The 8,432-nt window shown below is 68.3% G+C and carries 6 protein-coding genes; 4 read left to right on the top strand and 2 right to left on the bottom strand.

Annotated elements, in window-relative coordinates; genetic code table 11:
* Positions 1-130: 130 nt before the first annotated feature.
* Complete coding sequence (locus tag H8S47_RS03570) at positions 131-670, bottom strand: SixA phosphatase family protein (protein ID WP_187502540.1); 540 nt, start codon at positions 668-670, stop codon at positions 131-133.
* Positions 671-678: 8 nt separating this feature from the next.
* Positions 679-3,378: an ATP-dependent DNA helicase gene (locus H8S47_RS03565; protein WP_187502539.1), complete on the bottom strand. Its 2,700-nt coding sequence runs from the start codon at positions 3,376-3,378 to the stop codon at positions 679-681.
* Between the two features lie 249 nt (positions 3,379-3,627).
* On the opposite strand from H8S47_RS03565, the gene H8S47_RS03560 reads away from it, so the two are divergent.
* The 4 genes from H8S47_RS03560 (at position 3,628) to H8S47_RS03545 (ending at position 8,298) form a co-directional block, all read left to right on the top strand.
* Positions 3,628-5,193: a lysine--tRNA ligase gene (locus H8S47_RS03560; protein ID WP_187502538.1), complete on the top strand. Its 1,566-nt coding sequence runs from the start codon at positions 3,628-3,630 to the stop codon at positions 5,191-5,193.
* 229 nt (positions 5,194-5,422) lie between these two features.
* On the top strand, positions 5,423-5,980 hold the full coding sequence (locus tag H8S47_RS03555; RefSeq protein WP_187502537.1) for a 2'-5' RNA ligase family protein: 558 nt from the start codon (positions 5,423-5,425) through the stop codon (positions 5,978-5,980).
* Positions 5,981-6,071: 91 nt separating this feature from the next.
* Positions 6,072-7,076, top strand: a complete 1,005-nt coding sequence (locus tag H8S47_RS03550) for a histone deacetylase family protein (protein WP_187502536.1) — start codon at positions 6,072-6,074, stop codon at positions 7,074-7,076.
* Entirely contained in the window at positions 7,066-8,298 is a 1,233-nt protein-coding gene (locus tag H8S47_RS03545) for an MFS transporter (protein ID WP_328805413.1), read from the top strand. Before H8S47_RS03550 ends, H8S47_RS03545 begins: the two co-directional genes overlap by 11 nt.
* Positions 8,299-8,432 lie beyond the last annotated feature (134 nt).

Raw genomic sequence — 8,432 nt, 5'->3', positions numbered from 1 at the left:
CCCCGCGACGGTGTCGGATCGGGCTCCATCTCCGCCGGGGTGATGCGCGTTCGAGGACATACCCCGCCTCTTGTTCACCCGCGAAGGCGGGTGCCCATACTGGATCCCCGCCTTCGCGGGGAAACAAGAATCAGTCCGCGTCGGGGCCCAACGTCGGATCGAGGTCGCGAGGGCGGATGAACCGGGTCAACCGCGCGGTAGCCGAACCGATGTCTTCCCAACTCCCCGCATCGAACTGAAGCTCTGCAATACTCGCGGTCGGATACTTATCCTCCACCGCACCGCGCAGCGGGTCAGCCCCATCCGCAACCAGCATCAGGACGAGATCCTCCAACCCCGGATTGTGCCCCACCAGCAGCGCGCTCTGCGTATCCGCCGGAAAGCCGTGCACCACGTCCAGCAACGTCGCTGCCGAAGCCAGATACACGCGCCGGTCCCAGGCAGGTGCGATCGTCCGGCCATAGCCCGATTCGATCTGCTCCAACGTCTCCGTAACCCGCACCGCCGGCGACGCGATCGCATGATCGAACGCCAGCCCGAGCGACCGCATGTGCCGGCCGACCATCGCAGCGGCGCGCTTGCCCTTGGCGTTGAGCGGCCGATCGAAATCGCGCGCGACCGGGTCGTCCCAGCCGGACTTGGCGTGGCGCAACAGCGTCAACGTCTTCATGGCAATCCTCAAGCCGGTTCGCGGCTTTCATGCCCTACCGGCGCTCGCGAGGAAAGCCGGCTTGCCACTCGGGCCACCGCTTCTTCGAGCGTGACGCGGGCGATCGGCACCCCCGGCGGGAAGGCGCTGAGCAGTCGCGACGGCATCGCCGCGGACAGCATAACGAACACGCCGGAGTCGTCCGCGCGGCGGATCAGCCGGCCGAACGCCTGTGCGAGACGCGCGCGGACGAGACGGTCGTCATACGCCGAGCCACCACCGGCGAGCCTGCGCGCGGCGTGCAGAACGGAGGGTTTCGCCCACGGCACGCCTTCCATCACCACCAGCCGCAGCGATTCGCCGGGGACGTCGACGCCGTCGCGGAGCGCATCGGTGCCGAGCAGCGACGCGCCGGGATCGTCGCGAAAGATGTCGACCAAGGTGCCGGTGTCGATCGGATCGACGTGCTGGGCGTGAAGCGGCAGGCCTTCGCGCGCGAGTCGATCGGCGATGCGGCCATGCACACCGCGCAGCCGCCGGATCGCGGTGAACAGGCCGAGCGTGCCGCCGCGGCTGGCGACGATCAACTGCGCATACGCATTGGCGAGCGCGCCGATATCGCCGCGCTTCACGTCGGTGACAATCAGGACTTCCGCTTGGCGCGTATAGTCGAACGGGCTCTTCGCCTCGAACCGTGCGGCGGGGCGCAGGAGATGCGGCGCACCGGTGCGGGCTTCGGCGACCTCCCAGTCGCCGCCGCCGGTGAGCGTCGCCGACGTGACGAGTGCGCCGTGGGCGGGCTTCAGGACGATTTCGGCGAACGGGCGGGTCGGATCAAGCCAATGGCGGTGCAGCCCGATATCGAACTCGCGGCCCTCGATGCGGTCGACGGCGAGCCAGTCGACGAAATCGCCATCGACCGGTCCGCCGACGCGCGCGAGCAAGGAGAGCCACGACGCCACCGTCTCCGCGCGCCAGCCGATCGAGGCGATCGCGCCCTCGACTCGGGCTCGGGCAGGCGCGTCCATCCAGTCGGGGGCTTCGGCGAGCACGGCTTCGAGACGGCGGCCAAGCGTGACCAGCGGGCGAACGAGTGCATCGAGAGCTGCGGCGGCAGGCGCGGCGGCCTCGATCAGCGTCGCGTCGGGTTCGGCGAGTTCGGTCTCCAGGCCGTACCCCGCATCGCCCGGCTGCTCAGCCCGCGCGTAGGTGAGCCCACGGACGGCGGCGAGCAGCGTCTCGATCGGCCCGAACGGTGCGCCTTCACCGAGCCGTTGCAGCCAGCCGTCGGACGCTAGCGCCCCCGCCGCGGTAACCGCGTCGCTGATCGCCCTCGCCCCCTGTTCGTCGTAGCTGGCGAGATCGGACAAGCGTGCGGCGAGCCCCCGCCGGCGCCCGCGACCGCTCGACTCGGGGCCGAGGATCCAACGGCGCAGTTCGATCGTCTCCGCACCGGTCAGCGCGGTCGCGAACATCGAATCGGCCGCGTCGAAGATGTGATGCCCCTCGTCGAACACGTAGCGCGTCGGCCGGGTCGACAGTTCGCGCCCTCGTGCGGCGTTGACCATCACCAGCGCGTGGTTGGCGATCACGATGTCGGCGTCGGACGAGGCGCGGGCGGCGCGCTCGATGAAGCATTTCCGGTAGTGCGGGCAGCCGGCGTAGACGCATTCGCCGCGCCGGTCGGTCAGCGCGGTCGAGCCGTTGCGGCGGAACAGCGTCGGCAGCCAGCCCGGCAGGTCGCCGCCGACCATGTCGCCATCCGCGCTGTACGCGGCCCAGCGTGCGACGAGGTGCGCAAGGATCGCCGCCCGCCCCGCGAACCCGCCCTGCAGCGCGTCCTCCAGGTTGAGCAGGCAGAGGTAATTCTCGCGCCCCTTCCGCGTGACGACCTTGGCTTTCCGGATCGCAGCGTCGGGATAGAGGCGCGCGGTTTCCTGGCCGAGTTGGCGCTGGAGCGTCTTGGTGTAGGTCGAGATCCACACCGCGCCGCCGGCTTTCTCCGCCCAGAGCGAAGCGGGGGCAAGGTAGCCCAACGTCTTGCCGATCCCGGTGCCTGCCTCCGCAAGGACGAGATTCGGCGTGTCGCGCATTGCCCTCGGCGCGAACGCGGCGGTGGCCGCACCAGCATAAGCGCGCTGGCCGGGACGTTCCTCCGCGCCGTGTCCGGTGAGGTCGACCAGGCGCGCCTCCGCATCGCCCGGCTCGATTGTGACCGTACGTGGCGCCGGACGCGGGGCGTGCTCCTCCCATTCGGGCAGCGACGAGAACAGCCAGCGTTCGTTGACCGCGGGTTTCTTCAGACGCTCGGCAACGACCGGCGCCCAGGGCCAGCGCAAGCGGAACAGCGATTGCGCCGCGGTCCATGCGCCCTCACGCTCGGGCCAGTCGGTGTCGGTGAGCGCCAGCATCGCCTCCGCCGCGCGCAGGAGGAACGGCGCGACCTCGGCATCCTCGCTCGGCACGTCCAGGCCGGTAACTCGCGCGATCCCTTTCGGCGTCGGCACCGCGAACTGCGCGGGGCGGAGGAAAGCGTAGAGTTCGAGCAAATCGAGCCCCGACAAATCGGGATATCCCAGCCGCTGCCCGACCAGCGGCGCGTTGAGCATGATGACCGGCGTATCGGCAGCGATCCGGATCGCCTCGCCCCGCCCGATCGGCCGCGCGCCATCCGCGTTCGCGATCCAGATGCCGGCGTGGCTGGCGTGGAGGGCGGGATAGCGGAGCACCGCGCGACCTTGTGCGAAGAGGAACGAAAGGGCAACCTGTTGCTGCTTGTTCTCCCGCGACCTATCCCGTCATCCCAGCGGAAGCTGGGATATCCCCGTGGAGACCGCGGCACCCGCCCCATGAAGATCCCAGCTTTCGCTGGGATGACGGGTGGGTGGGCGAAAGGCGATTGACGGATGGCGGGTGAGCGCGTGCGCAGAAAACGGGAGGCTTGTGCGCTTCCTCCACCACACGCTATCGCCGCCAGCATGACCGAAGACCTCCGCACCGCCGCCCTCGAGTCCAAAGCCTGGCCGTACGAGGAGGCGCGCAAACTCCTGAAGCGCTATCCGAACGGCAAGTCGGGCGATCCGGTACTGTTCGAGACGGGCTATGGGCCGTCGGGCCTGCCCCATATCGGCACGTTCAACGAGGTTCTTCGCACGACGATGGTGCGCAACGCCTTCCACGCGCTCTCCGACACGCCGACGCGGCTGATCGCGTTTTCGGACGACATGGACGGCCTGCGCAAGGTCCCGGACAACGTCCCCAACGGCGACATGCTGCGCGAGCATCTCGGCAAGCCGCTGACGCAGATCCCCGATCCGTTCGGGACGCATTCGAGCTTTGCCGCGCACAACAACGCGATCCTGCGCGAGTTTCTCGATCGCTACGGCTTCGACTACGAGTTTGCCTCGTCCACCGACTATTACACGTCCGGGCGCTTCGACGAGGCGCTCAAGGGTGTGCTCCGTCACTTCCAGGGCATCCAGGACGTCATGCTGCCGACGCTCCGAGCCGAACGTCGTGCGACCTATTCGCCGGTACTGCCGATCTCGCCGACCAGCGGTATCGTGTTGCAGGTGCCGATCGAGGTCGTCGATGCCGAGGCCGGCCTCATTGCATTCGAAGACGAAGGCCAGCGGATCGAACAGAGCGTGCTCGGCGGCAAGGCCAAGCTCCAGTGGAAGGTCGACTGGGCGATGCGCTGGGTCGCGCTGGGCGTCGACTACGAGATGGCGGGCAAGGACCTGATCGATTCGGTGACGCAGTCGTCGAAGATCGCGCGCGTGCTCGGCGGGCGCCCGCCCGAGGGCTTCAACTACGAGATGTTCCTCGACGAGAATGGCGAGAAGATCTCGAAGTCCAAGGGTAATGGGCTGAGCCTCGAACAATGGCTGACCTATGGCCCGGAGGAGAGCCTCGCCTTCTACGCGTATCGCGAGCCCAAGAAGGCGAAGTCGCTGCACATGGGCGTGATCCCGCGCGCGGTGGACGACTATTGGCAGTTCCGCGGCAATTATGCGGGCCAGGACCTGAAGCAGAAGCTCGGCAACCCGGTCCATCACATCCATGACGGCAAGCTGCCGACCGGCGAGCTGCCGGTGACCTTTGGGCTGCTCCTCAACCTCGTCGGCGTGATGGGCGATGCGAGCAAGGAGCAGGTCTGGGGGTATCTGGCGAACTACGTGCCCGATGCGTCGGCGGAGAAATACCCCGAGCTCGACCGGCTGATCGGCTACGCACTGGCCTATAGCCGCGATTTCGTCGCGCCGACGCTGAAGCGGCGTGCGCCCGAGGGTGTCGAGGTCGCGGCGCTGGAACGGCTGGATGCGGAACTCGCAGCCTTGCCGGCGGAGGCAAGCGCAGAGGATATCCAGAACATCGTCTACGAGATCGGCAAGACCGGCGGGTTCGAGAACCTTCGCGACTGGTTCAAGGCGTTGTACGAGACGTTGCTGGGGTCCGAGCAGGGGCCGCGGATGGGGAGCTTCATCGCGCTGTATGGGGTGGAGAACTCGCGGAAACTGATTGCGGAAGCGTTGGCGCGGTAGGCCGTACTCTCGAAGAAACATCCACCCCGGCGGAGGCCGGGGCCCAATTGGGATACGCGCTTAACGGGGCGCAGCGTGTCGTTACCGCAACCGTTCCAACTGGGCCCCGGCCTCCGCCGGGGTGGTACTTTGAGTATGCAACTTCACGCCCGAACTCGACACCCCGAACTCGACACATAGTACAGAACATATTAGCAACAAATCCGCTTCCCCCGATTCGGAAACCGGCATGTTCCACCGCCCCCTCGCCCGTCACCGCCTGTTCTTCGCACTCCGCCCGCCACTCCCGCTCGCCCGCCAGATTACCGCCGCAGCGTCGTGGTTCGAGACGGACGGAGACAAGCTGCGCCCCGAGCACCTCCACATCACGATCGACATCCTCGACGACCAAGACCGTGTATCGACAGCGTTGGAACGCGACCTGAAGTCGATCGGCGATGCGGTCGAGGCGGCACCCTTCGCGCTCCAGTTCGATACCGTCGTCGGCAGCGAGCGATCCATCGCGCTGCGTCCGCGCCACAAGAATGCCTCGCTCGCCGCGTTGCATCAGCGGATCGCAGTGGCACGTGAGGCAGCCGGGTTGCGCGCCCGCGAAAACTATCGGTTCAGTCCGCACATGACGCTCGGCTACCGCGAGGGCGCGCCGTTCACGCAGGCCATCGCGCCGATCGGCTGGACCGCGGACGCGTTCGTGCTGGTCCACAGCCATGTCGGCCGGACGCGCCACGACGTGATCGGGCGCTGGCTGCTGGACGGCAACGACGATCGGCAACTCGCGCTGTTCTGAGCCTTCGAATTGGCCGAACGCGCGCGACCCGGTAGGACCCGCAAAGCGATCGGTCGGTTCTTCCCTCGTGACCGCGCAGCAAGGAGCGACAATGCGGCTGTTTTTCGACGAGGCCCAGCGGAGCCATGCGCCAGCGCGCGAACTGCACAACGGCGCGTTCACCGCCTATGCGGAGACGCCCGCGCGGATCGACGCGATCCTGCGCGCGATCGGCCCTGTCGAGGCGCCGGCGGATCGCGGCGAGGCGCCGATCCTGGCCGTCCACCCCGCGCCATACGTCACGTTCCTGAAGGATGCGGCGCGACTGTGGCGCGAAGCCGGGCGGGAGGGCGACGCGATCCCGTACACCTTCCCGATTCGCGGGCGCCGGCCGCTCGACCTGATCCGGATCGATGCGCTGATCGGCGCGCACAGCTTCGATGCGACTACGCCGATCACGCCGCAGGCCTGGGCCGCCTCCTATGGCAGCGCACAGTCCGCGCTCGCCGCGACGCGCGCCGTACTCGACGGCGACCGCGCGGCGTTCGCGCTGTGCCGCCCGCCAGGTCATCACGCGGGCGCGGATTATTGCGGCGGATATTGCCACCTCAACACCGCCGCGATCGCCGCGCAGGCCGCGCGCGATGCCGGTGTCGCGCGCGTCGCGATCCTCGACATCGACTACCATCACGGCAACGGCACGCAGGACATCTTCTACGCGAGAGGCGACGTGTTCTACGCGTCGGTCCACGCGGATCCGAAGACCGACTACCCGTTCTACTGGGGCCATGCCGACGAGTCTGGCGAAGGCGAAGGGAACGGCAACACGCTGAACCTCCCCCTCCCCCACGACACGCGGATCGATGCATTTCGCGCGGCGCAGACCACGGCGCTCGACGCGATCGCCGCGTTCGATCCCGGCCTGCTGGTCGTCAGCTTCGGCGCGGACACGTGGGAGGGCGATCCGATCTCGCACTTCAAGCTGACCACGCCCGACTATGCGGTGCTGGCCGCCGACATCGCGGCACGCGGCTGGCCAACCGCGATCGTCATGGAGGGCGGCTATGCGGTCGACGCGCTGGGGCACAACGTCGCGAGTTTCCTGAGTGGCTTCTGAAGCGCCGATCGCTCTGGGCACGCCAGCCTATCGCCGGCTGACGCTGGCGATGCTGTTCGCGGGGTTCTCGACCTTTTCGCTGCTCTATTCGGTGCAGCCGTTGCTGCCGCTGTTCGCCGCGCAATATCGGCTGACCGCGGAGGCTGCGTCGCTGGCGGTGTCGCTCGCGACCGGGCCACTCGCGATCGGCATCCTGTTCGCGGGGTTCGTCTCGGATCGCGTCGGACGGCGTCCGCTGATGATCGCGGCGATGTTCGCGGCGGGCGCGCTGACGCTGACGGCGGCGGTCGTGCCGGGATGGAGCGGGTTGCTCGTGCTGCGGTTCCTGACCGGCCTCGCGCTCGCGGGCGTGCCGGCGGTGGCGATGGCCTATGTCGCGGAGGAGGTCGATGCGGGCGCGGTCGGCGCGGCGATGGGGCTGTATATCGCGGGCTCTGCGCTCGGCGGCATGGCCGGGCGGCTGGTCGTAAGCGTCGTCGCCGATCTCGAAGGCTGGCGCTGGGCGCTCGCTGCGGTCGGTATCGCCGGCCTCGCGATGGCGGAGGCGTTCCGCCGGCTCGCGCCACCGTCACGCAATTTCACGCCGAGCGTCGGACGGCCGGGCGCGCTGTTGCGGAGCGCCGGATCGTTGTTCACCGATCGCGCGATGCCGCTGCTGTATCTCGAGGCGTTCCTGCTGATGGGCGTGTTCGTCACGATCTATAACTATGCGGGCTTCCGGTTGATGAGCCCGCCTTACGCTCTCAGCCAGGCGGCAGTCGGCGGCGTGTTCCTGCTCTACGTGCTCGGCTCGGTGAGTTCGGCGAAGTTCGGGACGCTTGCCGGGCGGCTCGGGCGGCGGAAAGTCTTCTGGGTGCCCGTCGTGCTGCTGATCGCCGGCGTCGCGCTGACCGCGATGACGCCGCTGGTGCTGGTGATCGCGGGGATCGCGGTGGTGACGATCGGCTTTTTCGGCGCGCATTCGATCGCGAGCGCCTGGGTCGGGCGGCGCGCGCAGGGCTCGCGCGGGCAGGCGGCGGCGTTCTATCTGTTCTTCTATTATATGGGGTCGAGCGTGCTGGGATCGGCCGGCGGGTTCGCGTGGACGCATGCCGGATGGCCGGGGGTGACGGCGTTCTGTTTGCTGCTGGGGGTGACGGCGCTGGTGATCGGGCTGGTGCTGCGCACGGTGCCGCCGCTGGCGATGGAGCCGCCGGTGCCGCAGCGGATGCCGGATCCGTGACGACTAACTTCCCCCCTCCCTGAAAGGGAGGGGCTGGGGGTGGGTTGGCCGGTTTGAGTCACCAGGCCCTGGATTCGCGGAACCCGACCCACCCCCGCCCCCTCCCTTTCAGGGAGGGGAGAGAAAGTCTGGCT

The organism is Sphingomonas albertensis (assembly GCF_014358075.1).
GTDB lineage: Bacteria > Pseudomonadota > Alphaproteobacteria > Sphingomonadales > Sphingomonadaceae > Sphingomonas > Sphingomonas albertensis.
Note: the sequence above shows the minus strand (reverse complement) of the source record. Positions and strands in the feature narration are given on the sequence as shown.